This window comes from Hydrogenophaga palleronii NBRC 102513 (genome assembly GCF_001571225.1).
Taxonomy (GTDB): Bacteria; Pseudomonadota; Gammaproteobacteria; order Burkholderiales; family Burkholderiaceae_C; genus Hydrogenophaga; species Hydrogenophaga palleronii.
In genome coordinates this window covers 19,103-45,412 of record NZ_BCTJ01000010.1, presented here as the reverse complement: position 1 = coordinate 45,412, position 26,310 = coordinate 19,103, and the positions used below count along the sequence as shown (strand labels likewise).

Sequence of the window (26,310 nt, the reverse complement as noted above, 5' to 3'; positions counted from 1 at the left end):
GCGGTCCTTCGAGGTCGGCTCAGCTGACGAACGGGTGCACTTCGCCTGCCTCGCCGCGCACAGGCACTGCGGTCCGGATCACGTTGACCGTTTCAATGCAGTGCCGCGCATCCGACAGGCCGTAACCCCGTCCGGCCAGAATTTCGCGGTAGCTCGTGGTGTGCAACTCGGTGAAGCCTTCGGAGAATTCGAGTTTTTCGCCGCTGATGTCGATGTTGCGGAAGGTGGTCTTCTTGCCCTTGACCTCTTCGGGGAGATCGTTGGCATCGATCGACAGGAACCAACGCACCCGTGCGCGTTCGTATTCGAGGTAGCCGGCGGCACGGGCCTCTCCCACGTGATGCACCACGTTGCGTTGCAGCTTGCCGAAGATGAAGTGCAGCATGTCGAAGAAGTGCACGCCGATGTTGGTGGCAACGCCGAAGGCCTTGCGGGGGTCGCCCTTCCAGCTCTCGGCGTACCAGCGACCACGCGACGTGATGTACGTGAGTTCGACGTCGAATTTGGTATCGGCCGGGGCGGCCTCCACCTTGGCCTTGAGTTGCTGGATGGCGTCGTGGTGGCGCAGCTGCAGGATGTTGAATACGCGACGCCCGGTCTCCCGCTCGACCAATGCCAGCTCATCTAGCAGCTCGGGCGTGGGAACCAGGGGTTTTTCGCAGATCACGTCACAACCCAGTCGCAAACCGGCCGCAATATGGGCGTGGTGCAGGTAGTTGGGTGAGCAGACCGCGACGTAGTCCAGGGTTGTTTCGGGGCGGCGCTTGAGCTGGTGCGCGTGTTCGAGGAAGCGCTCGAACTCCGTGAAGAACTCGCTGTGCGGTGAGATGCTGTCGATGATGCCCACCGAGTCGTTGATGTCGTAGGCCACGGCCAGGTTGTGGCCCAGGTCCTTGATGGCGCGCATGTGGCGCGGTGCGATGTAGCCGGCGGCTCCGATGAGGGCGAAATTCTTCATGGTCTTAAATGGTTCAGAGACGGAAAACATCGAAGCCCTGTGCGGCCAGGGCGTGGCGGTCGTACAGGCTCTTGAGGTCGCCAATCACCGGCTGGTGCTGCCGCGTGCAGAGCGCACGCAGCGCCTCGGGCGTTTGCTGGCGGTATTCCTGGTGGCCCACGGCCACGATCAGGCTGTCCACCGGTCGGGCGGGGTCGAGTTTGCCCAGCTGGATGCCGTATTCATGCTGCACTTCCTCGGCGTCGGCCCACGGGTCGGTCACCACCACGTTCACGTTCCAGCCCTGGAGTTCGCGCACCAGGTCGGCCACCTTGCTGTTGCGGATGTCCGGGCAGTTTTCCTTGAACGTGATGCCCATGACACCGACCGTGCTGCGCGCCACGTCAATCCCGTTCTTCAACATGCGCCGCACGATGCTGCGCGCTGCATAGCGGGCCATGTTGTCGTTGATCCGGCGACCCGCCAGGATCACCTGTGGGTGATAGCCCAGTTCCTCGGCCTTGTGCGTGAGGTAGTACGGGTCCACGCCGATGCAGTGGCCGCCCACCATGCCGGGACGGAACGGCAGGAAGTTCCATTTGCTGCCGGCCGCCTCCAGCACTTCGAGGGTATCGATGCCGATGCGCTCGAAGATGACCGACAGCTCGTTGACGAACGCGATGTTGAGGTCGCGCTGGCTGTTCTCGATGACCTTCGCCGCCTCGGCCACTTTGAGGCTGCTGGCTTTCCAGGTGCCTGCCTTGATGATGGCGGAGTACAGCGCGTCGACGGCATCGGCCACTTCAGGCGTGCTGCCGCTCACGATTTTGCGGATGGTGGTGAGCGTATTGACCTTGTCGCCGGGGTTGATGCGCTCGGGGCTGTAGCCGCAAAAAAAGTCTTCGTTGAATTTGAGCCCGCTGCAGCGCTCCAGCTCCGGCACGCAGACTTCTTCTGTCGCTCCAGGGTAGACGGTGGACTCGTAGATCACGACGTCACCGCGCTTGAGTGCCTTGCCGACGGTCTCGCTGGCTCTCACCAGCGGCGTCATGTCGGGCCGGTTCGCCTGGTCCACGGGGGTGGGCACGGTCACGATGTACACCCCGGCGTCCCGCAAGTCGGCGGCATCGCAGCTGTACCGCAGGTGCTGCGCGGCCTGGAGGTCCTGGTCACTGCATTCCCGCGTGTGGTCGCGGCCTTGTCGCAGTTCGTCGATGCGCCGGGCATCGATGTCGAACCCGAGCACGGCCCGGTGTTTGCCGAACTCCACGGCCAAGGGCAAGCCGACGTAGCCCAGGCCGATGATTGCGATGATTTTTTGATCCAGGTTCATTTGGGTGGGTGCGACAGGTACTTAGAGCTCAGCGTCCCGCAGCAGCTTGGCCTGCTGGTCCTTGCTGGAGAGCATGGGTGGTTCTGTGAGCGGCCACTGGATGCCGATGTCTGGGTCGTTCCAGGCGATCGCGCGCTCGTGTTGTGGGGCGTAGTAATCGGTGGTTTTGTACAGAAAATCGGCGCTGTCGCTCAAGACCACAAAACCGTGGGCCAGCCCCGGCGGAACCCACATCTGCCGGTGGTTGTCCTCACTGAGCTCGACGCCGGCCCACAGGCCGAAGGTGGGCGAGCCACGGCGAATGTCCACCGCGACATCGAACACCGTGCCGCGCACCACGCGCACCAGCTTGCCCTGAGGCTGCTGCAATTGGTAGTGCAGACCACGGAGCACACCACGGGTGCTGCGGCTGTGGTTGTCCTGCACGAAGTTCACATCAAGGCCAGTGGCGGCCTGAAAGGCCGCCTGGTTGAAGCTTTCGAGGAAGAACCCCCGTGTGTCCCCAAACAGTTTGGGTTCGATCACGAGGACGTCTGGAATGCGGGTGGGTGTTACGTTCATCACAGCACCGAGTCGTTGAGCACGCGCAGCAGGTATTGCCCGTAGCCTGTTTTGTGGAGCGAACGCGCCAGGCGCTCCAGGGCCGTATCGTCAATCCAGCCCTGCCGCCACGCGATTTCTTCGGGGCAGGCGATCTTGAGTCCCTGGCGGTTCTCCAGCGTGGCGATGAACTGGCCGGCATCGAGCAGGCTGTCATGGGTGCCGGTGTCGAGCCATGCGTAGCCGCGTTTCATGATCTGGACGTTGAGCTGACCTCTGTCGAGATACGCCTGGTTGACGGCGGTGATTTCCAGCTCGCCGCGCGCGCTGGGCTTCACGGCCTTGGCGATGTCCACCACCTGGTTGTCATAGAAGTACAGGCCGGTTACCGCATAGTTACTCTGCGGTTTGGCCGGTTTTTCCTCGATGCTGATGGCCTTGCCATGCCGGTCGAAACTCACCACGCCGAAACGCTCCGGATCGGTCACGTGGTAAGCGAACACGGTGGCGCCTGCTGCCTGACGATCGGCGTCAGACAGCAACACGGCGAAATCGTGGCCGTAGTAGATGTTGTCGCCCAGCACCAGCGCACTGGGTGCGCCGTTGAGGAACGTTTCGCCAATGAGGAATGCCTGTGCCAAGCCATCCGGGCTGGGTTGCACCGCGTACTGAAAGCTCATGCCCCAGGCACTTCCGTCTCCCAGCAGCTGGGAGAAGCGCGGCGTGTCCTGCGGGGTGCTGATGATCAACACTTCGCGGATGCCTGCGAGCATCAGCGTGGTGAGCGGGTAATAGATCATCGGCTTGTCGTACACCGGCAGCAACTGCTTGCTGACGGCGAGCGTGGCCGGGTGCAGGCGTGTGCCCGAGCCGCCTGCGAGGATGATGCCTTTGCGTTGGGTCATGCGATTCCGATCGATCAGAGGATTTCGGCGAGCATACGCCGCACGCCTTCACGCCAATCCGGCAACGTGAGGCCAAAGGCCTCACGCAGGCGTGTGGTGTCCAGACGTGAGTTCAGGGGGCGACGCGCTGGCGTGGGGAATGCGCTGGTGGGCACGGGCGCCACATCCTGAGCCTTGATCGTCAGCGCTGGCTGCAGCGCGCGTGCGGTCTCAATGACATAGCGTGCATAGCCGTTCCAGGTGGTTTTGCCTGCGGCACTGAGGTGGTAGATCCCGTCACAGCCGGGACTGCGCAGCGCCTGCCGGATGGCGTGGGCCGTCACGTCTGCGATCAGGTCTGCTCCTGTGGGGGCGCCCCACTGATCGTCGATGACGGTGAGGTGTTCACGCTCTTTCGCCAGCCGCAGCATGGTCCTGGCAAAGTTGCCACCCCGCGCTGCATAGACCCAGCTGGTGCGGAAGATGAGATGGCGCGCACCTGCGGCGACGATGGCCTGCTCTCCCACCAGCTTGCTCCTGCCGTACACACTCAGCGGGCCTGTGGGCGCGTCTTCGCGCCAAGGCACATCACCACTGCCGTCGAAGACATAGTCGGTGGAATAGTGCACGAGCAGGGCACCCACTTCGCGCGCGGCTTCGGCCAGCACGCCCGGGGCCAATGCGTTCACCGCATGCGCCAGTTCGGACTCGCTTTCGGCCTTGTCCACCGCGGTGTGAGCGGCTGCGTTCACGATCACGGTGGGCTGCAGGCGCAGCACCGTCTCACGCAACTTGCCCAACTGGCTCAGGTCGCCGCAGCCGCCGTCTGCTGCTGCGCTGTGTCGGTCGAGTGCCACGACGGTGCCCAGAGGGGCCAGGCTGCGCTGCAACTCCCAGCCGACTTGCCCGTTGCGGCCCAGAAGCAGAATCGAAGGGGTCATGGTGGACGGGCTAGCGGGCAAAAGCGAATCGGCGCTTGAGCGCGAGCACGCGTTGCTGGCGCTGTCCATCGAGGCTGGATGCTCTCCACGAGTTGCGCGTGAAAACAAACACCAGAAGAGCGAACCCCGCACCTACAGTGGCCAGAACCGCCAGCATGCCTTTTTTGGGCGCTACTGGTTTTTGTGCCAGCGTGGGGTGTTGAACCAGGCTTTCATCAGCCAGTCCGCGCAGCGTTGAGTCGATCAAACGCAGACGTTCGCGAAGGCTGATCAGGTTGCTGGTGATGGATGAGATCGATTCGGCGAGCGCTCCGAGGTTGGCTGACGGCGGAGCCTCCTCCAGAAGTCGCTGAGCCCGCTGGAGCGTTGTGATGAGCTCCGCCACTTGTTGGGTCAATGCAGTCTTTTCTATGTCCAGTCGATTGAGCTCGTAGGCGCTTGGCTTGGACATTTCGTAGACGTAGTTGAGGATTTCTCGGTTCAGCGCCTGGGCCGCGGAGGGCGACTTGCCGGCCACCGTTAGCGTTATCAGCTTGTCGTTGCGACCAACACTGGCCCGCACGTTCTCGGCAAGTGTCTCGCGGGCATCTTCTGCGGCCACGTCGTTCAAGCCTTCGAGATAGCCCAACTTTTTAAGGCTCGAGTGAAGAGCCGATGGGGACGTCATCGCGGTGGCAAACGACACATCTGCGCGGAGGACCGCCGAGCTCTCGAACTTGGGTGGCAGTAAAAATGCAAGGCCGTACGCACACACACCGGCCAACAAGGATCCCAAAACCAGGAGGCGAAGATTCTCCGCGATGGTCAGAAAAACGTCGAACAGGTCGATGTTGTTGTCCAGCTCGGCGTCGAGTTCTGGCCTTGCGTCCTTGTGAATTTCCATGGGTTGCGTTGCGATGTGGTTATTGACGATCGTGTCGAAAATTCATTTGCAGAGAGTGCTTGGTCAATCAAGCCGCCCCATATTGCGCCTGCACCCACTGCCGATAAGCCCCGCTCTGCACATTGGCCACCCACCCGGGGTGCTCCAGGTACCACTGCACCGTCTTGCGGATGCCGGTCTCGAAGGTCTCGGCGGGTTTCCAGCCCAGCTCCGCTTCGAGCTTGCGCGCGTCGATGGCGTAGCGCCGGTCGTGGCCCGGGCGGTCGGTGACGTGGGTGATCTGGGTGCTGTAGGAGGCGCCGTCGGCGCGCGGCCGCAGTTCGTCCAGCAGGGCGCAGACGATGTGCACGATCTCGATGTTGGGCTTCTCGTTCCAGCCGCCCACGTTGTAGGTTTCGCCCAGGCGGCCGGCCTCGAGCACGCGGCGGATGGCGCTGCAGTGGTCCTTCACGTACAGCCAGTCGCGCACCTGCATGCCGTCGCCGTACACGGGCAGCGGTTTGCCGGCCAGTGCGTTGACGATCATCAGCGGAATGAGTTTTTCGGGGAAGTGGAACGGCCCGTAGTTGTTGCTGCAGTTGGTGGTGAGCACCGGCAGGCCGTGGGTGTGGTGCCAGGCGCGCACCAGGTGGTCGCTGGCGGCCTTGCTGGCCGAGTACGGGCTGTTGGGTTCGTAGGTGTGCGTTTCGGTGAACGCGGGCGCGTCGGGCGCCAGGCTGCCGTACACCTCATCGGTGCTCACGTGCAGGAAGCGGAAGGCGCTTTTGTCGGCGCCGTCCAGGCTGGACCAGTGGGCGCGCACCGCTTCCAGCAGGCGGAAGGTGCCGAGGATGTTGGTCTGGATGAAATCTTCGGCGCCATGGATGGAGCGGTCCACATGGCTTTCGGCCGCGAAGTGGACCACGGCGCGGGGCCGGTGTTCGGCCAGCAGGCGGGCCACCAGGGCGCTGTCGCCGATGTCACCCTGCACGAACACATGGCGCGCATCGCCCTGCAGACTGGCCAGGGTTTCCAGGTTGCCTGCGTAGGTCAGCTTGTCGAGGTTGACGACAGGTTCGTCGTGCCGCGCGAGCCAGTCGAGCACAAAATTGGCGCCGATAAAGCCCGCGCCACCTGTGACCAGAATCATGTGAATCCCTATGTGTGTGGCCGTTTTGTACCGGATTCGGTACACGTCCATCGCATTATGGTGGGGCTGCCGGCCCTTCCGGCAGATCCCGTTGTCGGATCAGTGACCGTGTGAAACGGTCTCGCCGGCCTTGAGCCGGTAGACGGTGCCGCAGTACGGGCATTTCGCCTCGCCCGTGGCGGCCACGTCCAGGTACACCTTGGGGTGGCTGTTCCACAGCTTCATGTGTGCCAGCGGGCTGGGGCAGAACACGCCGCCGTGGGCGTTGAGATCTGAAGCCTTGAGTTCAACGGCTGCTTGGCTCATGGTGCGCTCCTCAGACCTTGGCCAGCCAGTGGGCGTACTTGGGGTTGCGGCCGTTCACGATGTCGAAGAAGGCGCTCTGGATCTTTTCGGTGATCGGGCCACGGGTGCCGACGTAGTCGCCCTTGCCGAGTTCGATGCGGTCTAGCTCGCGGATCGGGGTGACTTCGGCCGCCGTACCGGTGAAGAAGGCTTCGTCGGCGATGTAGACCTCGTCGCGGGTGATGCGCTTCTGCACGATCTCCAGGCCGAGGTCTTTGGCGATGTGGAACACGGTGTTGCGGGTGATGCCGTTGAGCGCACCGGCCGACAGGTCGGGCGTGTAGATCACGCCGTTCTTCACCACGAAGATGTTCTCGCCCGCGCCTTCGCTCACGAAGCCGCTGGAATCGAGCAGCAGGGCCTCGTCGTAGCCCTCGTCGGTGGCTTCCATGTTGGCCAGGATGGAGTTGCTGTAGTTGCTCACCGCCTTGGCCTGCGTCATGGTGATGTTGACGTGGTGGCGGGTGTAGCTGCTGGTCTTGACGCGGATGCCGCGTTTCAGGCCTTCGTCACCCAGGTAGGCGCCCCAGGCCCAGGCCGCAACCATCAGGTGGATGGTGTTGCCCTTGGGCGAGACGCCCAGCTTCTTGTCGCCGATCCAGGTCAGCGGGCGGATGTAGCAGCTCTCCAGCTTGTTCTCGCGCACCACGGCCTTCTGCACCTCGTTCACCTCGTCCTGGGTGAAGGGCAGCTTCATGCGCAGGATCTTGGCGCTGTTGAACAGGCGCTCGGTGTGCTCCTCGAGCCGGAAGATCGCCGTGCCGTTGACCGTGTTGTAGGCGCGAACCCCCTCAAAGGCGCCGCAGCCGTAGTGCAGGGTGTGGGTCAGCACGTGGATCTTGGCGTCGCGCCAGTCCACCATCTGGCCATCCATCCAGATCTTGCCGTCGCGGTCGGACATCGAGGGAACGATGGAGCTCATGGGGGTCCTTTGGAGTTGATCGTGAGGGCAGCGGGCTGCAAAACCGGCGATTTTACGATGTTGGCCCACCCGTGCCCGGGTCTGCCGCGCCACCGCTGGCGGGCGCTGCCTCGGGATCGGGACGCTCCAGCTTCCAGCGCGCCAGCTTGCCGTTCTGGAACTCGGCCGTCACCGTCGAGTCGCCGTTGTCCCGCCAGCGGTAGATCTCGGGCTGGGCGCCCTCGTCGGACAGCCGTTCGCCCAACGAGCGCGTGATGGCCATGACGTGCATGAGGGTGGCGCCGGGCTTGAGCTTGACGTTGAGCATCACGGCGCTGCCCACGTGGCCGATGGGGCGTTCCGAGGCGCGCCGGAGCACCGCCATGAAGCGGTTGAAGTGCAGCAGCAGCCACATCGTCAGGCCGCCGGCGACGGCCGCCACGCCGGGCCAGCCGTAGGTGCGGTGGGAAAGATAGAGCAGGCCGAGGCCGGCCGCGAAATAGAGCAGTTTCTGAAAAGGCATGGGGGGGGATTGTCGGCGCAGGTTCGGGTTGCGGGTCTGTGGCTGTTACGGATGGCCCGGCGTCAGGCCAGGCTGCGGGCGAGCTCCATCGCCTCCTCGATGCGGTCCACGCCGTGCACCGTGAGGCCGTCAAAGGCCTTGTCGTTCTTGCGCGGCAGGTTGGCCTTGGGTACCACGGCCACGCTGAAGCCCAACTTGGCGGCTTCCTTCAGCCGGTCCTGGCCGCGCGGCGCCGGCCGCACCTCGCCGGCCAGGCCGACTTCGCCGAACGCAAGAAACCCTTTGGGCAAAGCCTTGCCCCGCAGGCTGCTGGTGATGGACAGCATCACCGCCAGGTCGGCCGCCGGTTCGCTGATGCGCACGCCGCCGACCGCGTTGACGAACACATCCTGGTCCATGCAGGCCACGCCGGCGTGGCGGTGCAGCACCGCCAGCAACATCGCCAGGCGGTCGCGGTCCAGGCCCACGCTCAGGCGGCGCGGCGAGGGGCCGCCGCTGTCCACCAGGGCCTGGATCTCGACCAGCATCGGCCGCGTGCCCTCCAGCGTCACCATGACGCAGCTGCCGGGCACCGGCTCGCTGTGCTGCGAGAGGAAGATCGCGCTCGGGTTGCTCACGCCCTTGAGGCCTTTTTCCGTCATCGCGAACACACCGATCTCGTTCACCGCACCAAAGCGGTTCTTGATCGCCCGGATCAGCCGGAAGCTGCTGTGCGTATCGCCCTCGAAATACAGCACCGTGTCCACCATGTGCTCCAGCACGCGCGGGCCGGCCAGCGCGCCTTCCTTGGTCACGTGGCCGACCAGCACGATGGCCGTGCCGCTGGCCTTGGCCGCGCGCGTCAGGTGGGCCGCGCACTCGCGCACCTGTGCCACCGAACCCGGCGCCGAGGTGAGCTGGTCGGAGTACACGGTCTGGATCGAATCGATCACCGCGATGGCCGGCCGCGTGGCGTCCAGCGTGGCCAGGATCTTCTCCAGCTGGATCTCGGCCAGCACGCTCACCTGCGAGCCGTCCAGCCCGAGCCGGCGCGAGCGCAGGGCCACCTGGGCGCCGCTCTCTTCGCCGGTCACATACAAGGTCTTCAGCCCGCTGCGCTGCAGCGAGTCCAGCGCCTGCAGCAGCAGGGTGGACTTGCCGATGCCCGGGTCGCCGCCGATCAGCACCACCCCGCCTTCCACGATGCCGCCGCCCAGCACGCGGTCAAGCTCGTCGTGGCCGGTGGGCGTGCGCTGCACGTCGGTGGCCTCGATGTCGGCCAGGGTGGTCACCTCTGCCGTCTTCGCAAGGGCGGCGAACCGGTTCTTTGAAGGCGCGGTCGATTCCGCCGCGGATTCGACCAGCGTGTTCCAGGCGTTGCAATGCGGGCATTTGCCCAGCCATTTCGGGCTGCTGCCGCCGCATTCGTTGCAGATGTATTGGGTTTTGTCTTTGGCCATGCTGCCGGGCAATATAGTCGACAGCCTCATGTCCTCATCCGATCCCGCCGCCGCCCTGCGCGTGTTGCCGCCCAGCGCGCAACCGTTGTCGGCCGCCGCCCGCGCCTACAACCTGCAACTCACGCGCATCGACAAGCTGCGCAGCCAGCTGGCCGAGATGGAGGCACTGGCGCAACAACACCGCCTGGCCGTGCACACCGCCGTCGACCCGCTGCGCCGCCAACTGGCGCGCGGGCAGCGCACACTCGCACTGGCGCTCGACGAGCATCTTCAGGGCAAGCTGCTGAGCCGCGTGCAGGCCGACACCGCGCGCGCGCTGCTGTGCCAGCTGGCGCGTAGCCTGGCCGAGGCCGGTGACACCGCCATGCGCGACCTGCACGACCGCCACAGCCCACGCACGCTGGCCCGGCTCAAGCAGGATGCGGCAGACGCCCTGCGCCAGCGGCTGGAGGCCGTGCTCGGCGAGCCGCTGGACGATGGAGACCATCCGCTGACGGTCGAAGAGCTGCTGCGCGCCGGCATGGCGCGCTTGCGGCGCGAGCAGGAAGAAGCGCAACAACTGCGGCGCGAGGCCGCGCAAGCCAAACGTGCGCGCAAGAAACCCGGTGCCGCGGCACACGGCGCCGAGCAGCACGACGCCGACACCCTGCTGCGCCGCCTGTTCCGCCAGCTTGCCAGCGCCCTGCACCCGGACCGCGAGGCCGACCCGCAGGCGCGCCTGCTCAAGACCGCCCTGATGAGCGAAGCCAATGCCGCATACGAAAAGCGGGATCTGGTGGCCTTGCTGCAGATCCAGGACCGCGCCGCGCTGGCCGACCCGACCGCAGTGCACCAGCTGTCTGATCAGCGCCTGGCCTCGCTCACCCTGCTGCTGAAGGCCCAGGTGGCCGAACTGGAACGCGAGCGCGCCGGACGCCAGAGCGCGCTGGCCGACGAGTTCGATCTGCCCGAAGGCGTGTCACCCAACGCCAACACGCTGTTGCAAAGCCGGATCGATCAAACCAGCGCACTGGAGGCCGCACTGGCCCAGCTGGACCGCGACCTGGAGCAGCTCGACGACCCGGTGCGCCTCAAGCGCTGGCTCAATGCGCGGCGCGATTAACGCTGAAGCGAGGCCAATTTAGGTTCGGGCTGCATTGGCAGGATCAGGCGATGGCACGAACAAGCGATTCCACGACCCTGCTTTGCTCCTGGGGCGTGATACCAACCCACAGCGGTAGTCTGATCAGACGGCGGGATTGCTCGTTGGTGAACTTCATCGACCCGTGTACGCGACCGTGGCGCAGTCCGGCCGGCGCAGAGTGCAAGGGGACGTAGTGAAACACCGAGTAGATGCCGTCGCGTTTCAACCCGTCCAACACCGATGGACGATCGACTTCAGAGGGCAGCAGCACATAGTACATGTGCGCGTTGTGCTGGCAGGTTTCGGGAATCACGGGCCGGCGGAGTTTTCCTTGCATTTCCAACGGAGCCAGCATTGAGTGGTACTTGTCCCAACTCGCCAGCCGCATATCCGTGATGCGCTGAGCGTCTTCCAGTTGTGCCCACAAGAATGCGGCTATCAATTCGCCAGGCAGGAACGAGGAACCAACTTCCTGCCACGTGTACTTGTCTACCTCCCCGCGAAAAAATCGGGAACGATCAGTGCCCTTTTCTCGGATGATTTCCGCGCGCAGTGCTTGGGCAGGATCTTTGACCAGTAGAGCGCCCCCCTCGCCGGAGATCACGTTCTTGGTTTCATGAAAGCTGAATGCGCCCAAGTCGCCGATACTGCCGAGCGCACGACCCTTGTAGCTAGACATCACGCCTTGGGCCGCGTCTTCAACGACTTGAATGCCATGACGGCTCGCGATGTCCATCAGTGCGTCCATGTCGCAAGCGACGCCTGCATAGTGAACCGCGACGATCGCGCGGGTTCGCGGTGTGATTGCCGCCTCGACCAACCGTTCATCCAGATTCAAAGTGTCTTCGTGAATATCCACGAACACCGGGGCGCCTCCGCGAAGCACAAACGCATTGGCTGTGGAGACGAAGGTAAACGAAGGCATGATCACCTCGTCACCCGGTTGGATGTCAAGCAGCAGGGCCGCCATTTCCAATGCGGCAGTACACGAGTGAGTCAGCAGTGCCTTGCTGCACCCCGTTTGTGCTTCGATCCAGTGATGGCAGCGTTTGGTAAATGGGCCGTCGCCAGCGAGCACACCGTTTCTGTGAGCTTCAGCGATGTAGCCTCGTTCTTTGCCTGTCATGTAGGGACGATTGAATGGAATCAGCGTGGCGGCATTTTTCATCGGTTTTGCATTGCTCTTTGTTTGGATTTTTGAGCCACGATCAAGCGCGACCCACCTGCTGGAAACTTGACTCCCATCCGGATGAAACCAGACTCCAAACGCATGATTTGATAAAAGATCTGATTCAGCACGTCGGGTATTTCGAGTTCAGCCCCAGCGCTCAACTCTTCAGGGGCCTTTGCCTGGCGGGTGCGAGAGGCCCACATGGCTGGCAGCAGGAAGGAGACGAAAGACGTGCTGAGTTTGATGTCGAATCCGGTCGCTTTCAACTTGCGATGAAGCTCCTCGGCGGTGTATCTGCGCACATGGCACGCATGTACATCGGCCGCGCTCCACAACCAGCGGTGTTGAGGCACTGTCAGTAGCAAGACACCGTCGGCCTTCAAGGCCAGGCGTGTTTGCGCAAGCACGTCAAGATCTTCATGGATGTGCTCCAGCACGTCAAAGGCGCCGATGGCATCAAATTCATCGTTGAAAGGAATTTGCCGCGCATCCATTTGCATGAAGCGAGCCGACGGCAGCCTCTTCATGGCGAAGGGAAGGCCGGCCGAAAAAATTTCGCTGCCGTAAATTTGTGCTGAGGGGAAATCCTTGGCGATCCGAGAGAGGACGTATCCGGTGCCGCACCCGATCTCGAGAAAACTCTGGAGGTCCGGCGCGTACTTTTTTGCAGCCCATGCGATCAACTCGTTGCGAGCTCGAAACCAGAAATTGGCTTGTTCAAGTACGGCCAGTTCGGGAAAGTAGTTGGCTTTGAAGCCACCACCATCTTGCGAGAGGTCCGGGGCATGCGCTTCAAGTCCGTCGATCGTCGCCGGGTGCGCGCCGCAGGCGTTGCAGGCTCGTTCCGAAGATGGGTAGGTAGCACCACAGGTGAGGCAACGTTTCATCTTTTTCCGGACGTCGACGAAAAAACGAACAATTTGAATGCGGTGAAAAGGAACGCCGCCACGGCAAATATGGAGACCGCTTGCACAAGCTGGTGTGGATAACCCAATTTGTCCACGCAGACGAGCAGTATGGTGAGGTTGATGAAGTAGCCGATGGTATGGATCAAAACATAGCGTGATGCGGACCGCAGATAACTTCCCGAATGCGAGAAGGTCACATTGCGATTGCCGAAGAATCCGATGGTGGCGCCAATGACGTACAGAGCGCTCATCGTCGTCTTGGGTGTGCCACCTAGATGCGTAATCAGTAGGTAGGCGAGATACCCTGCACCATTGCTGACGATGCCCACCAAGCCATACCGGATGAGTTGAACCCACGTTTGGTCCGACCGCCGCCATGGCGTGGCGACCGCATGGGGCAAACCCGTGCCTTTGGTTCTCTGCCTCCTAACCATTGAGTATTCGCTCAGCGCCAAAAAGGGAGGATACCCAGGCGATTCGACGGTTGTAGTCGTCTTTGCAGACAGCTTTGAACATGCTGCGAAGCGGATTGGTCATGCTGCCCTGTCGTGAAATGAGCAGCGCGCCAGCATACCCAGCATGGAGCGCGCCGAGCCCGTCTCGCCAAGGGCTGTCACCCACCATGAGCAATTGCTCCGGCGGTATTGAGAGTGCGGAGGCCGCAGCCAAAAAACCCGTGGTGTCTGGTTTGGGCGCCGACAGCTCGTCGGTCAGTACCACCGCCTTGAAGGATAGATCGCCGGGGAGGCGGGCAATTTTTTGCTTTTGCGAGACTGCGGGGTTGTCACTCAGCAGTGCAGTAGGAATCTTGAGATCCTGCAAGACGTGCAAGAAGGCCCGTGCGTCTTGATGAATCACCAATTGCTCAGGGTGCGCCTTTCTCCACAACGCAATCAGGCGGCCCGCGAGCGTTGCGGGCAGACCGGACCGCTCCAGTGCCAAGTCAATGAGTTGGTTCCACGGACCCTCGTCGATGATCCTCATGACTTCCATCTCGAAACGGGCAAGTGATTCTGATCCGATTTCTCTGTGAAGAGGCGTTGTGATGAGGTCAAGCTTGGCCTGCATCCAACTCTTTTGGCATATCAAGGTCTCGTCCAGATCGAACACAACGCCTTTGATAGGCCGATTCAGTCGAGGCAGGAATGTCTCACTCAAAGTCCGTACGACCCAGCCGGGAGTCGGCGCCTGAGGCATACGGCTTTCGTCGAGGAGAAATTGAACCAAGTTGACACCGGATTCCAATGCGCACACGGACGACGTGCCGGGTCTGGGATTTACATCGCTGAGCCAGATGCGGCCATCCTGCTCTTGCAGGAACTGGATGTTGAACAGCCCATACCCCCCTTGTGCTGCGAGCCACGTCGCAGTCTGCAAAGCGAGCGTTTCTACCTGGCCGCCTTGCGCCACCTCGTTGACAACGGCAAACCCGCCGGTAGAGCGCAAACGTCTTCGACAAACCATTGGGGAGCACTCCCCACTGGCACGTATCGCAAAGTCAACAGACCATTCGAAGAATTCGGTGAGTTCGCGTTGCCAGAGGTGGTCAATCGAGGCGCCCCCTTTGGACACCTCCTGCCAAGCCGCCAGCGACGGTGCCCTGAGAATGCCGGTGCCACCCCAGCCTCTGGACGGCTTGCCGATCAGGGGGAACGAAAAGTCGTGATTGCCCGGGGCAACAGAGGGGAGCACAGGTAGCCGTGCGTCGCGAAAAGCCTGCTCAGATTGCGTTTTTTTGCTCAGGAGGGAGATGAGCTCTGGGTTGCTTGCGAAGGTTCGTACACCACGGCTTTCCAGGTCGGGTCGCAATGTCGCCAGCAGCGGCAGATCGAACATGGTCGTGGGGAAGACCGCTGCGGCGGAGTGAGCCTCGACCAGCGCAAAGAGAGCCTCGCGGAACGCCTGGACGTGCCGCGCCTCCGGCATTTGACAGAAGGCGTCCGCCTCAAACCGATTCAAACTCTCCCGCACACTGTCAGCAATGACGACACGCCAGCCGATCGAGTGCAACGCTCTCAGAACGGGCAGCCCTTGAAAGCCCCCGCCACCCACCAATATGGCGCTGTTCATAAGCGGTTACGAGGACTGCGGAACGCGGATTTCTGCGTAAATACCGTAGGCATAGCTGGGAGCCAAGTCGCCTGAGTGGAAAAGCACATCCCAAACCGACTCAGGTAGGTTGAGAGCATCCATTTGTGCTGTCGAGAAGGGTTTGAGCATCAAGCCGGTCTCTCGCTCGACGGATAGGCCCAACCCATCGAACAACGCGCGAAAACTATCCCGATCGAAATAGCGTTTGTGGCCCAACTGCAGATCCCATTCGTTGAGCGCGTAGGGGTCCTGGAGGAGTCCGGCCCGAACACCCAACGTGCGGTGCATGGAGAGTGCGTTGGGTACCGCCGCACAGATGACGCCACCCGGCTTGAGGAGCCGGGAAAATCGTTGGACGACCAATGCCGGGTCATCGACATGCTCCAGGACAAACCCCATTTCAATCACGTCGAAGCGGCGCTCGGTTTCGAAGGTTTCGAAGTAACCGTGGACCAGCTCGAATGGAAACGGAAAGTCTGCATCTTTTTTATAACGCTCAATCAGCAGGCGAGAGCCTTCGACTGCGGTGTACGAGCGGATCTTTTTGGCCAGATTCTGGGCCAGGCTTCTGCTGACGGTTTCGTAGCCAATGCCCAAGCTGCAAATGTCGACCAAGCCGTCCACCGACTCGCACGCGCCAATCAACTGTTTTGCATAGGCGGTCAACACACCATGATTGTCCCTCGCATAGGGAAAAGAACCCTCATAGGCTCGTGCGTACTGATCTAGGTCTTCCATGTTTTTCCGGCCCTATTTTTTTGAGTAGATTTGCTTCACGATGAATATGGGTCGCGCCTGAACCTGTTTGAAAATCCGGTGAATATACAGGCCGATCACGCCCAAAGCGACAAGGATCATTCCCGCGCTGCCCACAGAAACGAGCGCCAAAAAGGTGAATCCGTCCAGCACTGTCTCAGGAAACAGAAGGCGTCGCGCCAGAAGGTAGATGGAATACGTGGCACTGAAGAGAGAGACGATTGCCCCCAGCCAGAAAATCAGAGTAAGCGGAAAGCTCGAAAAAGAACTGATCGCCTCGACTAGCAGTTTGAAGCGATCAAGCGCGGAGTAGGCGCCCCTTCCGCTGCGAGGCTGCTTGATCAGCTTAAGGGGCGTTTGCTGAAAGCCGGGCCAGTAAAACATGCCGCCGAGGAACAGGTTGTAGTCCTGCATGGACAGCAGTGCGTCCAGATAGGGGCGCTTCATCAGACGTTCCGTCATGATGTCTTGTGGCACGTCCACATTGGAAAGCGCGCTGAATATGCGCCAGAAGGCGCCACCCAAAACACGGGTTTGAGTGGCGCCTTTCCGAACATCCTGCACGCCGTACACGACATCTGCACCATCTTCCTCCATGCGAAGTTTGAAATCGGCGAGCACTTGCGGGTTGACTTCAAGGTCACTGTCGATAAGAAAGCAGTAGTCGCCTTTTGCATGGTGCATGCCGCACCAGAAAGCGGGATGATGCCCAAAGTTGCGAGTCAATTGAATGACTTTAACGCGAGAGTCAAGACTTGCGCGTTTCTCGGCAAGGGCGCGGGATGCATCAGGAGAGCCATCATCTACCAGCAGAATCTCGAAGTCGTCACAAAATCCCTCGCCAGCCTTCAATGCCTCATCCAAAAATTGTTCAACGTAATTCTGGGACTTGTATAAGGTGGAGACGATAGATAGTTTGGGGTTCATTTTGGCGCGTGCTTCATATAAATGACCGATTGCCTACCGCAATTGGCTAGCAAGTCGATGATGCTAACATGGTGGGTGAATTCCCCCCAAAGCTGAGGATGTTTTCGGTAGCCCGAGTAGTCGAACCATGTTAGCTTCACTCCTCGTTGGTCGAACGCGGCTTCATCGATGTAATTCTTTGCGGCTGGGCCAGAGATATATTCTGTGCCGCCAGCTTTAATGCATAGGTCGACAACACGTTCGGTTTTCCCAATTATTTGATCATATTCCCACGCATTGCGTATTGTGGTGTGTATTCCCAAGTATTCGCAGATGGATTCAATAAGGCGTCGATTTAATGCGGAGAGGTGTGTGAAGCTTTCTTCTCGATAAATAGGTTCAAGCCAAGAGCAGATTTCAGAAAAATGCGGAGCCCGCTTATAGTTACTGACAAAGGACTTCCAATGAGTCGCGGTCCATTCGTTTCCGGCGATTTCGGTATGTCGAATTTGTTGGTGAAACTTGTCCTTTATGCGAACAGGCACGTTGAGCCACTGTAGCCCCTGAGGAGTCTTGATTTGATTACGGTTACGCCAGTCGTGGCGTGTGTACTGAACATCGTCGTACAGGATGAATTCATCCACCGAAGCGATCAGGTCGAAGTAGCCCTTCCACGGGATGTAGTTGGACTGAAGGATGGCGACTTTTTTCATGGAGACACCCCGGCTCGTGCGGTACGGCATGCATCAGCAGCCACTGTGGGCTCCCGGGTCGGCTTCCACAGGGATTGCTTGCGCTCTTCGGGGTAACTGCCCGCGCCCGCGGCGGTGGCCCAATGGCCCACCTGTTCGTAGTCGCTGGTCATGTCGGCGCCAAAGCTGTTCAACACCGTGTCGGATATGGCGCGTGGGCCCTGTGGCTCTGCCAGAACCCAAGCGGAAGAGAGCTCTTCACAGGTCGTGGTCTTGAGTGCGAGTTCTGCCAGCGGCGCACTGCCCGGATAGCCGCCGATGACCCAGGCCTGGCCGGGGCTTTGCGCGCCCAGGGCATAGAGGAGGCCTGGAGATTGGCCGCTCAAGTCGATCACCGCGGTGCCCGTGGCCAGGCCGGCCGCGTGTGCGCGGTTGCGCGCCTCGGATATATAACGGGCATAACCCTCGGTCAACATGAGCGTGGAACCGGGCCGCCCCACGTCGATGACGTGCTCGTTGGCTCTCAGTGGCTGAGGCTGTCGGTAGGGATCGTTCATGCCTGCCTGCAGCAGCAAGACACTGAGGGCCGTGGCTGTGATCGCCAAGAGTGCAACGATGCCGGAAGATGGGTCTGACTCGGCCACGGACGCGGCAACAAGCATGCCGGACAGCACCCAGAAAACGCCAGCAAATGCTGCTACCCACCAATAGTTTCCGTTGGTGCCAAATGCGTGGCAATACGGAAGCGCCAACAGGAACAGCGCCAGGCAGATGCGCTCTCGCGGCAACTGCACAGCGCGCCGCGAGAGGAATGCGATCACCGTATACAGCAGGGCTCCTGCCACAACACCCGATAGCAGCAAGCCTCGGTGGGCCCCAAGACCGCGCAGATCGGGGAGGGCGAAAACGATGCCAAGCCCGATGAAGCCAACCATGGCGGCAGCTCCAGAGACGCCCAGAAAGCGAAGCAAGGGGCTGGCGAACCGGATGAGCCAGGCACACACACACGGAACCAGCACGCCTGCCGCGAACAGATTTCTTTCGGTGGTGGTGAGGGAAAAGTCGTCCAGCCTGACAAGACGCTCCAGCGTGTGCCCGCCGCCCAAAGCGCGCCCAAGCTCCATGCCCCGGGAGATGCGTTCCACAAATTGGCCGATGGAGCCGTCGATGGTCCAGGCGCTCGCCAGCATCAGGGCGCTGGCCACGCACGCTGGGAGCAAAACGGTCTTGAAGCGCAGCCTTCCGCTGGCGATCCAGTAGAGCAGCACGAGCACACCCAATGCCGCTGCCGTGCTGGGCTTGGACATGAAGGCCAGCCAGCCACCCACACCGATGAGCGTGAGGCCTGCGTGATGCCTGAGAGGAGAGCCAGGGGATGCGGCCCACACCACACCCAGGGCCGTGATGAGCAGTGCCTGCGCATTCAGGCTGTTGTAGCTGGGCGTGACAAGCCAGAGGCTGAAGAGCACCAGCGAGGTGGTGGCATAGCCCAGCGACGCCATGGCACTGAACGCACGGGATGCGGCGCCTGCAGGGGTGGTGCGCAGCAAGGAAAAGGCCAATACAGATGCGAGCCCGAAGGTCACCAGCACGTTGGCTTGTCGCAGCAGGGCGATGTCGCCGTCCAGCAAAACGTAGGCGGGGTGGTAAACAAAGCCGAACTGGCTGAGAGAGACACTGTAGCGGAAAGGCTCGGCGGCCCAGATGAGATAGAAGCCTTCGTCGGTGAAGTCGAATCCATAGCCGCTGAAGTGCAGCATCCAAACCAGGGTTGCCAGGCCGGTGGCTGCAGCCAGGGGAAACAACAGACGAATGGGCGAAGAAAAAATGGAGGTGCTGTTCATTGGGGTTGTTTTGTACCACCTGGCGTTTGCCCGCTCACAAGAGCGCGAGCACTTGTCTTCTGCTGCGCTTTCCTCTCGGGCCGCCGCAGCGGCCCCCGCGGAACCTGGAAGCTAGAAGCCGCGGCTCAGTGCAAGCACCAGCTCCGCCGCCGGCACCTCGCGGCAGCCGCTCGCATTCTGCCCGGACCACAGCGGTGAGAAGTCTCCGCTGCCTTTGGCTTCCCAGTGCGCGCGCAGCGGGGCCATCGCCGTCGTGGCCAGCGGGAAGGCCGGTGCCACCGGGTTCATCGGGCCGAGTTCGCGCATCACGCGGTTGACGATGCCGCGTGCCGGGCGGCCGGTGAACAGGTGGGTGAGGGCGGTGTGGTGGGCCGCCTCGCTCTGCAAGGCGGCACGGTGCAGGGCGCTGGTGGTGGCTTCGGCGCAGCACAGGAAGGACGTGCCGACCTGCACGCCCGAGGCGCCCAGTGCCATCGCGGCGGTCACGCCCGCCGCGTCGGCGATGCCGCCGGCCGCGATCACCGGCACCGTCACGGCCGACACGATCTGCGGCAGCAGCGCGAACGTGCCGCTCTGCGTCGTCAGGTCGTCCACCAGGAACATGCCGCGGTGGCCGCCGGCCTCGATGCCCTGGGCAATGATGGCGTCGGCGCCGAAGGCTTCGAGCCAGCGCGCCTCTTCCACCGTGGTGGCCGAAGACAGCACCACCGCGCCCCAGCTCTTCACGCGGTCCAGCAGGTCGAGGTCGGGCAGGCCGAAATGAAAGCTGACCACCTTGGGCTTGAAGCGCTCCAGGATGTCGGCGGCAGCGCGGTTGAATGGCACGCGGCCGGGGCCCGCGGGCACGTTGTCGATGTCCAGCCCGGCTTCGTGGTAGTACCCGGCCAGCCAGGCACGCCAGGCGGCTTCGCGCGCGTCGTCGGCCTCGGGCTGCGCGTGGCAGAAGAAGTTGACGTTGTAAGGCCGATCCGTGCCGGCCTGGATCGCCGCCAGTTCGCGCTCCATCACCTCGGGCGACAACATGGCGCAGGGCAGCGAGCCGAGCGCCCCCGCGTTGCTGGCCGCGATGGCCAGGGCCGCGCCCTGCACGCCCGCCATGGGCGCCTGGATCAACGGATGTTCGGTGCCAAGCAGGGTGGTGAGTGCGTTCATGCGCGCATTCTCGCCGTGCCGCCTTGGCGGGTAAACCCTGAACATGTATCTTTGCCATTCATTTAACATGTTAAATAAATGAGCAGCCGCACCCCCTTCATTCACCGCAACCTGCCCCGGCTGCTGCTCGAAGCGCGCGAGGCCGTGATGCTGCACACCCGGCCCAGCCTGCGCGGCCACGGCCTGTCCGACCAGCAATGGCGTGTGCTGCGCGTGCTGGGCGAACACGCGGCGCTGCCGGGCGGGGTGGAAACCGGGCGTGTCGCGCGCGAGGCCTTTCTGCTCGGCCCCAGCCTCACCGGCGTGCTCACGCGCATGGAGCGCGACGGCCTGATCGCGCGCAGCCGCTGCCCGCAGGACGCACGCCGCACCGTGGTGCGCGCCACGCCCGCCGGCCTGGCGCTGGTGCAGAACCTCTCCAGCACCATCGAGGCGCACTACGCCTGGATGGAGCAGCGCCTGGGCAAGGCGCGGCTGGCGCAGCTGTATGCCTTGCTCGACGAAGTGATCGCCCTCGAACAACCCCTGAACAGCGAACCGGAGGCCGACGGCCTGGAGGAAGACGCCGCATGAACCCGTTTCCCTGGATGCCGGCCGGCACGGTCTACGGCACCTTGCTCAACTTCCGGCGCGAGCACGCGCTGTGGGCGCCGCGCATGGCGGACGCGCCCTACAAGGCGCCACCGAACGCACCGGTGCTCTATATCAAGACCGCCAACACCTTCACCCCCAGCGGTGGCACGGTGGCCCTGCCGGCCGGCGCCGCGGTACAGGCAGCGGCCTCGCTTGGCCTGGTGGTGGGCGAGGACGGCGCCCCGAGCGGCGCCGTGTTGTTCAACGACCTCGCGCTCGCGCACGACAGTTATTACCGCCCGCCCATCAAGGCGCGCAATGCCGACGGTTTCCTGGGTGTGGGTGCGACCTGCGTGCCGCTGGCGCAGCTCGGCGGTCTGCAAGGCCTGTCGGGCTTGCAGATCGAGCTGCACATCAACGGCGTGCACCAGCAGACCACGGATCTGGCCGAGCTGCTGCGCGACGCCGCGACCCTGTTCCAGGACGTCAACGCCTTCATGACACTGCGCCCCGGTGACGTGCTGATGCTGGGCAGCGACTGCCTGGCCGACGGCAGCCGGCCGCTGGTGCATGCCGGCGACACGGTGGACATCAGCGCCCCGGGTTTTCCGACCGCTACGGTGCACAGCTTCGTGCCGGAGGTGCCGGCATGAAGCGCGCCCGTATTGCCTGGGCCGGCGCGGTCCACGACGCCATCGAAGCCGGTGGCCAGCTCGAATTGCGCACGCCCGCCTTCAAAGGCCGGCGGTTGTCCTTCGACGAGGTGGTCTGGCTGCCACCGCTGCAGCCCTTGCCGCCGCAACGCCCGCGCACCGTGCTGGCGCTGGGGCTGAACTACGCCGACCACGCGAAAGAGCTGGCCTTCAAGGCGCCCGAAGAACCGCTGGCTTTCCTGAAAGGCGAGGCCTCGCTTACCGGCCACCGCGGCTTCACCGTGCGCCCGGCGGGGGTGGGCTTCATGCACTACGAGTGCGAACTCGCGGTGGTGATCGGCCGCACGGCGCGGCGCGTGCAGAAGGCCGACGCGCTGGACTTCGTGGGCGGCTACACCGTCGCCAACGACTACGCCATCCGCGACTACCTGGAGAACTGGTACCGGCCGAACCTGCGCGTGAAGAACCGCGACACCTGCACGCCACTCGGCCCCTGGCTGGTGGACGCGGCCGATGTTCCAGACCCCATGAACCTGGCGCTGCAGACCACGGTGAACGGCAAGCTCACGCAGCAGGGCCACACGCGCGACATGATCTTCGACGTGCCCACGCTGATCGAATATTTCAGCAGCTTCATGACATTGCAGCCCGGCGACCTGATCCTCACCGGCACGCCCGATGGCGTGGTCGATTGCCAGCCGGGCGACGTGATCGTCACGGCCATCGAGGGCATTGGCGAACTCGTCAACACCATCACCACCAACACCTCTGCCTGACCCGCATGACGACCACCATCCAGCACCTCATCAACGGCAAGTCCGTCGCCAGCGGCGCCACCTTCGAAACCATCAACCCCGCCACGCAGGAGGTGCTGGCCGAGGTGACCGCCGGTGGCGCGGTCGAGGTCAACGCGGCGGTGCAGGCCGCCAAGGACGCGTTTCCCGCCTGGGCCGCACGGCCGGCCACCGAACGCGCCACGCTGATGCGAAAACTCGGTGAGCTGATCGCGGCCCACGTGCCCGAGATCGCGCAGACCGAGACCAACGACTGCGGCCAGACCATCTCGCAGACCGGCAAGCAGCTGGTGCCGCGCGCGGCCGACAACTTCCATTACTTCGCCGAGATGTGCACGCGCGTGGACGGCCACACCTACCCCACGCCCACGCACCTCAACTACACCCTGTTCCACCCGGTCGGCGTGTGCGCGCTCATCAGCCCGTGGAACGTGCCTTTCATGACCTCCACCTGGAAGGTCGCACCCTGCCTGGCCTTCGGCAACACCGCGGTGTTGAAGATGAGCGAGCTCTCCCCGCTGACCGCCGCGCGCCTGGGCGAGCTCGCGCTGGAGGCCGGCATTCCGCCCGGTGTGCTCAACGTGGTGCACGGCTACGGCAAGGACGCGGGCGAACCGCTGTGCGCGCACCCGGACGTGCGAGCGATCTCCTTCACCGGCTCCACCGCCACCGGCAACCGCATCGTGCAGAGCGCGGGGCTGAAGAAGTTCAGCATGGAGCTGGGTGGCAAGAGTCCGTTCGTGGTCTTCGACGACGCCGACCTGGACCGCGCCTTGGACGCCGCGGTGTTCATGATCTTCAGCAACAACGGCGAGCGCTGCACCGCCGGCAGCCGCATCCTGGTGCAGCAGAACGTCTACGCGGACTTCGTGGCGAAGTTCGTCGAGCGCGCCAAGCGCATCACCGTGGGCGATCCGCTGGACGAAAAAACCATCGTCGGCCCGATGATTTCGCAGGCGCATCTGGCCAAGGTGCGCAGCTACATCGAGCTGGGTCCGAAGGAGGGCGCCACGCTGTTGTGCGGCGGGCTGGATCGGCCTTCGTACGCACCCGAACTGTCGGCGCGTGTGGCCAAGGGCAACTATGTGTGGCCCACCGTGTTTGCCGATGTGGACAACCGCATGCGCATTGCGCAAGAGGAAATCTTCGGCCCGGTGGCCTGCCTGATTCCGTTCCGCGACGAGGCGCATGCGATCGAGCTGGCGAATGACATTCAATATGGCCTGTCCAGTTATGTGTGGACCGAGAACCTCGGCCGCGCGCACCGCGTGGCGGCTGCGGTGGAAGCTGGCATGTGTTTCGTCAACTCGCAGAACGTGCGCGACCTGCGCCAGCCATTCGGCGGCACCAAGGCCAGCGGCACGGGGCGCGAAGGCGGCACCTGGAGTTATGAGGTGTTCCTGGAGCCGAAGAACATCGCGGTGTCCATGGGCTCGCATCACATTCCGCATTGGGGGGTGTGAGGTATGGCTTGCGTTTCGCTCCAGCGGGTGGGCGGGATCGCTGGGCTGTGGCGCTCTCGATCTGAAGCGGTGCGTTGGCCCACGGAGCAACCACCCAACCAGCCAAAGGTAGCCGCATGGGAAAACTAGCCCTCGTCGCCAAGATCACCCACGTCCCCTCGATGTACCTCAGCGAAATCGACGGGCCGAGAAAAGGCACGCGCCAGGACGCCATTGACGGCCACCACGAGATCAGCCGCCGCTGCCGCGATCTCGGGGTTGACACCATCGTTGTGTTCGACACCCACTGGCTCGTCAACGCCAGTTACCACCTCAACTGCGCGCCGCATTTTCAGGGCAGCTACACCAGCAACGAACTGCCGCACTTCATCAGCAACATGCCCTTCGAGATTCCGGGCAACCCGGAGCTCGGCAAGCTGCTCGCGCAGGTCTGCAACCAGCACGGTGTCGACACCCTGGCCCACGACGCCACCACCCTCGGCCCCGAGTACGGCACGCTCGTGCCCATGCGCTACATGAACGCCGACCAGCACTTCAAGGCCATCTCGGTCTCGGCGTTGTGTCAGGCGCACTACCTCAACGACAGCGCGCGCCTCGGCTGGGCCATGCGCAAGGCGGTGGAAGACCATTACGACGGCACCGTCGCCTTCTTTGCCAGCGGCTCGCTCAGCCACCGATTTGCGCAAAACGGCCTGGCGCCCGACTACGCCTTCAAGGTCTGGAGCCCCTTCCTCGAAACGCTGGACCGCCGCGTCGTCGAGATGTGGCAACGCGGCGAGTGGAAAGCCTTCTGCGAGATGCTGCCCGAGTACGCTGCCAAGGGCCACGGCGAAGGCTTCATGCACGACACCGCCATGATGCTCGGCGCGCTCGGCTGGAGCGACTACGACGGCCAGGCCGAAGTCATCACGCCGTACTTCGGCGCCTCCGGCACCGGCCAGATCAACGCCGTGTTCCCGGTCACGCCGCAGACCGGCCAGGCCATTCCCGCCGCCCAGGCCTCGTCGGCCAAGGGCTTCCAGGCCGTGTCCCGACTCTGAGGCCCACCGCATGCCGCACCTCGTCATCCTCTACACCCCCAACCTGGACCTCAGCGTGGACCAGGGCGGCGCCGACATGGGTGCGCTCTGCCGCCAGCTGTGCGACGCCATGCTCGCCGTGCGCGACGAAGCCGACCGGCAGGTTTTCCCCACCGGCGGCACGCGTGTGCTGGCCTACCCGGCGGCGCACAGCGCGGTGTCCGACGGTGGCGCGACCGGCATCGCCGCCGGCCTGGGTGGCGACTACGCCTTCGTCTACATGAACCTGCGCATGGCCCAAGGCCGCAGCGCGCTCACCCACCAGCGCGTGGGCGAGGCGCTGCAGGGGGTGGTGAAAGCGCACTTCGCCACCCAGCTCGCCAGCCGCCCCATCGGCATCACCGTGCAGGTGGACGAAGGCCACGAGGTGTTCGACGCCAAGAACAGTTCGCTGCATCCGCTTTTCCAACGGACCTGACACCATGCTCGAAGAAGCCCTCATCCAGCAACTCGCCGCCGAGCTCGACGCTTCCGAACGCAGCCGCGTGGCGGTGGAACATTTCTCCAGGCGCTTTCCCGCCATGACCGTGGCCGATGGTTACCGCGTCGGCCGCGCCTGGGTGGCGCAACAGGTGGCGGGTGGCAGAACAGTCATCGGCCACAAGATCGGCCTCACCAGCCGCGCCATGCAGATCTCCAGCCAGATCGACGAGCCCGACTACGGCACCCTGCTCGACAGCATGCGGTTCACGGCCCGGGCCGGCGAAGTGCTGGAGATTCCCGCTGCCCGCTTCATCGCGCCGCGCGTGGAGGTGGAGCTTGCCTTCGTGCTCAAGTCGCAGCTGCGAGGGCCGAGCGTGACGGTGGATGACGTGCTCGCCGCCACCGAGTACGTGACGCCCGCCATCGAAATCATCGACGCCCGCATCGAGCAGTTCGACCGCCACACCAGGGCCATGCGCAAGGTGTTCGACACCATCAGCGACAACGCGGCCAACGCCGGCATCGTGGTCGGTGAGGGCGACGCACGTTACCGCGCCGATGCCCTCACCACCGACCTGCCGTTGTGCGGCGCCATCCTGCGGCAGAACGGCGTGGTGGAAGAAACCGGCCTCGCCGCCGGCGTGCAGGGCCACCCGGCCATCGGCATCGCCTGGCTGGCCAACAAGCTCGCGCCCTGGGGCGAGTCCTTGCAGGCCGGCGAGATCGTGCTCGCGGGCAGCTTCACGCGGCCGGTGGCCGCCAAGGCGGGTGACCTGTTCGAGGCCGACTACGGCCCGCTGGGTGTGCTGCGCTTCCGCTTCGTTTGA

Annotated in this window: 28 protein-coding genes; 8 read left to right on the top strand and 20 right to left on the bottom strand. The window is 63.3% G+C overall.

From position 1 onward, the window contains the following. Positions 1-19: 19 nt before the first annotated feature. The 11 genes from HPA01S_RS09345 to radA form a co-directional block, all read right to left on the bottom strand. On the bottom strand, positions 20-958 hold the full coding sequence (locus HPA01S_RS09345; protein WP_066269201.1) for a Gfo/Idh/MocA family protein: 939 nt from the start codon (positions 956-958) through the stop codon (positions 20-22). Between the two features lie 13 nt (positions 959-971). Further along, entirely contained in the window at positions 972-2,270 is a 1,299-nt protein-coding gene (locus tag HPA01S_RS09340; protein ID WP_066269199.1) for a nucleotide sugar dehydrogenase, read from the bottom strand. Between the two features lie 21 nt (positions 2,271-2,291). Next, positions 2,292-2,831 carry a dTDP-4-dehydrorhamnose 3,5-epimerase gene (gene rfbC, locus HPA01S_RS09335; RefSeq protein WP_066269197.1) on the bottom strand — a complete coding sequence of 180 codons (540 nt, stop codon included), beginning with the start codon at positions 2,829-2,831 and terminating at the stop codon, positions 2,292-2,294. Next, entirely contained in the window at positions 2,831-3,715 is an 885-nt protein-coding gene (gene rfbA / locus HPA01S_RS09330) for a glucose-1-phosphate thymidylyltransferase RfbA (protein WP_066269196.1), read from the bottom strand. Before rfbA ends, rfbC begins: the two co-directional genes overlap by 1 nt. 14 nt (positions 3,716-3,729) lie before the next feature. Continuing rightward, positions 3,730-4,635 (bottom strand): dTDP-4-dehydrorhamnose reductase, encoded by a 906-nt coding sequence (gene rfbD / locus HPA01S_RS09325; RefSeq protein ID WP_066269191.1) that lies wholly within the window; start codon positions 4,633-4,635, stop codon positions 3,730-3,732. A 10-nt stretch (positions 4,636-4,645) separates the two neighbouring features. Next, a complete protein-coding gene (locus tag HPA01S_RS09320; RefSeq protein ID WP_066269190.1) occupies positions 4,646-5,518 on the bottom strand; it encodes a Wzz/FepE/Etk N-terminal domain-containing protein in 873 nt (290 codons plus the stop codon). Between the two features lie 67 nt (positions 5,519-5,585). Continuing rightward, the gene (rfbB, locus tag HPA01S_RS09315) at positions 5,586-6,647 is read right to left on the bottom strand and encodes a dTDP-glucose 4,6-dehydratase (RefSeq protein ID WP_066269189.1); all 1,062 of its coding nucleotides are present in this window, start codon (positions 6,645-6,647) and stop codon (positions 5,586-5,588) included. 99 nt (positions 6,648-6,746) lie between these two features. Further along, positions 6,747-6,953 carry a zinc-finger domain-containing protein gene (locus tag HPA01S_RS09310; protein WP_066269187.1) on the bottom strand — a complete coding sequence of 69 codons (207 nt, stop codon included), beginning with the start codon at positions 6,951-6,953 and terminating at the stop codon, positions 6,747-6,749. 10 nt (positions 6,954-6,963) lie between these two features. Continuing rightward, positions 6,964-7,914: a branched-chain amino acid transaminase gene (locus HPA01S_RS09305; RefSeq protein ID WP_066269185.1), complete on the bottom strand. Its 951-nt coding sequence runs from the start codon at positions 7,912-7,914 to the stop codon at positions 6,964-6,966. A gap of 52 nt (positions 7,915-7,966) precedes the next feature. Next, a complete protein-coding gene (locus HPA01S_RS09300; protein ID WP_066269184.1) occupies positions 7,967-8,416 on the bottom strand; it encodes a glycerate kinase in 450 nt (149 codons plus the stop codon). A 62-nt stretch (positions 8,417-8,478) separates the two neighbouring features. Continuing rightward, positions 8,479-9,855 (bottom strand): DNA repair protein RadA, encoded by a 1,377-nt coding sequence (gene radA / locus HPA01S_RS09295; protein WP_066269376.1) that lies wholly within the window; start codon positions 9,853-9,855, stop codon positions 8,479-8,481. Between the two features lie 28 nt (positions 9,856-9,883). On the opposite strand from radA, the gene HPA01S_RS09290 reads away from it, so the two are divergent. Further along, complete coding sequence (locus tag HPA01S_RS09290) at positions 9,884-10,957, top strand: coiled-coil domain-containing protein (RefSeq protein ID WP_157084950.1); 1,074 nt, start codon at positions 9,884-9,886, stop codon at positions 10,955-10,957. Between the two features lie 43 nt (positions 10,958-11,000). Here the strand turns inward: HPA01S_RS09290 and rffA are convergent, their stop codons facing one another. From rffA to HPA01S_RS09245, 9 genes are all read right to left on the bottom strand, one after another. Next, positions 11,001-12,146, bottom strand: coding sequence for a dTDP-4-amino-4,6-dideoxygalactose transaminase (gene rffA / locus HPA01S_RS09285; protein ID WP_066269181.1), 1,146 nt, complete (start codon positions 12,144-12,146; stop codon positions 11,001-11,003). After that, positions 12,143-13,036 (bottom strand): class I SAM-dependent methyltransferase, encoded by an 894-nt coding sequence (locus HPA01S_RS09280; RefSeq protein ID WP_084360580.1) that lies wholly within the window; start codon positions 13,034-13,036, stop codon positions 12,143-12,145. Before HPA01S_RS09280 ends, rffA begins: the two co-directional genes overlap by 4 nt. Next, positions 13,033-13,386, bottom strand: a complete 354-nt coding sequence (locus HPA01S_RS09275) for a GtrA family protein (protein WP_245638612.1) — start codon at positions 13,384-13,386, stop codon at positions 13,033-13,035. Before HPA01S_RS09275 ends, HPA01S_RS09280 begins: the two co-directional genes overlap by 4 nt. A gap of 97 nt (positions 13,387-13,483) precedes the next feature. Further along, entirely contained in the window at positions 13,484-15,127 is a 1,644-nt protein-coding gene (locus HPA01S_RS09270; RefSeq protein WP_066269180.1) for an HAD family hydrolase, read from the bottom strand. Between the two features lie 6 nt (positions 15,128-15,133). Next, entirely contained in the window at positions 15,134-15,886 is a 753-nt protein-coding gene (locus HPA01S_RS09265; RefSeq protein ID WP_084360578.1) for a class I SAM-dependent methyltransferase, read from the bottom strand. A 12-nt stretch (positions 15,887-15,898) separates the two neighbouring features. After that, complete coding sequence (locus tag HPA01S_RS22675) at positions 15,899-16,831, bottom strand: glycosyltransferase family 2 protein (protein WP_084360577.1); 933 nt, start codon at positions 16,829-16,831, stop codon at positions 15,899-15,901. Continuing rightward, a complete protein-coding gene (locus HPA01S_RS22670; protein ID WP_084360586.1) occupies positions 16,828-17,523 on the bottom strand; it encodes a WbqC family protein in 696 nt (231 codons plus the stop codon). The genes HPA01S_RS22675 and HPA01S_RS22670 overlap by 4 nt, the downstream gene beginning before the upstream one ends. Further along, positions 17,520-19,346, bottom strand: a complete 1,827-nt coding sequence (locus HPA01S_RS09250; protein WP_157084949.1) for a hypothetical protein — start codon at positions 19,344-19,346, stop codon at positions 17,520-17,522. Before HPA01S_RS09250 ends, HPA01S_RS22670 begins: the two co-directional genes overlap by 4 nt. Before the next feature lie 111 nt (positions 19,347-19,457). Beyond that, the gene (locus HPA01S_RS09245; protein WP_066269171.1) at positions 19,458-20,498 is read right to left on the bottom strand and encodes an NAD(P)H-dependent flavin oxidoreductase; all 1,041 of its coding nucleotides are present in this window, start codon (positions 20,496-20,498) and stop codon (positions 19,458-19,460) included. A 78-nt stretch (positions 20,499-20,576) separates the two neighbouring features. Between HPA01S_RS09245 and hpaR the strand changes: the two genes are divergently transcribed. The 7 genes from hpaR to hpaH all read left to right on the top strand — a co-directional run bounded on the left by hpaR (position 20,577) and on the right by hpaH (position 26,310). Continuing rightward, positions 20,577-21,071: a homoprotocatechuate degradation operon regulator HpaR gene (gene hpaR, locus HPA01S_RS09240; RefSeq protein WP_066269169.1), complete on the top strand. Its 495-nt coding sequence runs from the start codon at positions 20,577-20,579 to the stop codon at positions 21,069-21,071. Continuing rightward, a complete protein-coding gene (locus HPA01S_RS09235; protein ID WP_066269167.1) occupies positions 21,068-21,724 on the top strand; it encodes a fumarylacetoacetate hydrolase family protein in 657 nt (218 codons plus the stop codon). The genes hpaR and HPA01S_RS09235 overlap by 4 nt, the downstream gene beginning before the upstream one ends. After that, entirely contained in the window at positions 21,721-22,500 is a 780-nt protein-coding gene (locus HPA01S_RS09230; RefSeq protein ID WP_066269165.1) for a fumarylacetoacetate hydrolase family protein, read from the top strand. Before HPA01S_RS09235 ends, HPA01S_RS09230 begins: the two co-directional genes overlap by 4 nt. Before the next feature lie 5 nt (positions 22,501-22,505). Beyond that, entirely contained in the window at positions 22,506-23,981 is a 1,476-nt protein-coding gene (gene hpaE, locus HPA01S_RS09225; RefSeq protein ID WP_066269163.1) for a 5-carboxymethyl-2-hydroxymuconate semialdehyde dehydrogenase, read from the top strand. Between the two features lie 116 nt (positions 23,982-24,097). Beyond that, positions 24,098-25,021 carry a 3,4-dihydroxyphenylacetate 2,3-dioxygenase gene (gene hpaD / locus HPA01S_RS09220; RefSeq protein ID WP_066269161.1) on the top strand — a complete coding sequence of 308 codons (924 nt, stop codon included), beginning with the start codon at positions 24,098-24,100 and terminating at the stop codon, positions 25,019-25,021. Positions 25,022-25,031: 10 nt separating this feature from the next. After that, positions 25,032-25,478, top strand: coding sequence for a 5-carboxymethyl-2-hydroxymuconate Delta-isomerase (locus HPA01S_RS09215; RefSeq protein ID WP_066269158.1), 447 nt, complete (start codon positions 25,032-25,034; stop codon positions 25,476-25,478). A 4-nt stretch (positions 25,479-25,482) separates the two neighbouring features. Continuing rightward, a complete protein-coding gene (gene hpaH, locus HPA01S_RS09210) occupies positions 25,483-26,310 on the top strand; it encodes a 2-oxo-hept-4-ene-1,7-dioate hydratase (protein WP_066269156.1) in 828 nt (275 codons plus the stop codon).